Source organism: Stenotrophomonas sp. INTA L402-1 (genome assembly GCF_059295135.1).
The window spans coordinates 1-523 of sequence record NZ_JCAFWP010000249.1; the positions used below are offsets into that span (position 1 = coordinate 1).

At 50.5% G+C, this 523-nt stretch carries 1 protein-coding gene and 1 pseudogene; one reads left to right on the top strand and one right to left on the bottom strand.

Annotated features, from left to right (window positions below; genetic code table 11):
* Positions 1 to 253: pseudogene (locus AC5O77_RS22620) on the bottom strand (IS21 family transposase); the annotation flags it as partial.
* Positions 254 to 286: 33 nt separating this feature from the next.
* On the opposite strand from AC5O77_RS22620, the gene AC5O77_RS22625 reads away from it, so the two are divergent.
* The coding region (locus AC5O77_RS22625; protein WP_494507278.1) for an SLC13 family permease at positions 287 to 523 on the top strand (237 nt) is incomplete at its 3' end.

The window sequence follows — 523 nt, forward strand, 5'->3', positions numbered from 1 at the left end:
CAGGTTTCAGAGCATGTACCATCAGCCTGCCTGCCATGTCGGGTTCCAGATGATTACATAAGCGACGCCACAGCCTCCGCCATTCATCGTCTGGCAGGATGTCATTTCTCAGCGTTGCATGGCAGAACGCACCGGGCTTTTTTGCCAGACTGTCGATCACATGTCGGAAGTCGATACGACGGGCCCGCGTCTTCCCTTTTTCTGGTCTGACACGTGGGCAGCTCATGACCTCGCTGCTGCCAACGTAACAGGCTGGCTTATTACAATCGCCGAATTACCGCAAATGATGACGGAATTACTCGAACCATTGATTGAATCCCCAACCCTGTTATTAATGGTGATTATGCTTGTGGTGTTTGTAATCGGAATGGTGATGGATCTCACCACTACCGTGCTGATTCTCACCCCTGTCCTAATGCCATTGGTGGAAGAAGCAGGGATTGATCCCGTGTATTTTGGCGTACTCTATATTTTGAACACCTCCATTGGCTTAATCACCCCGCCAGTCGGCAACGTGTTAAAC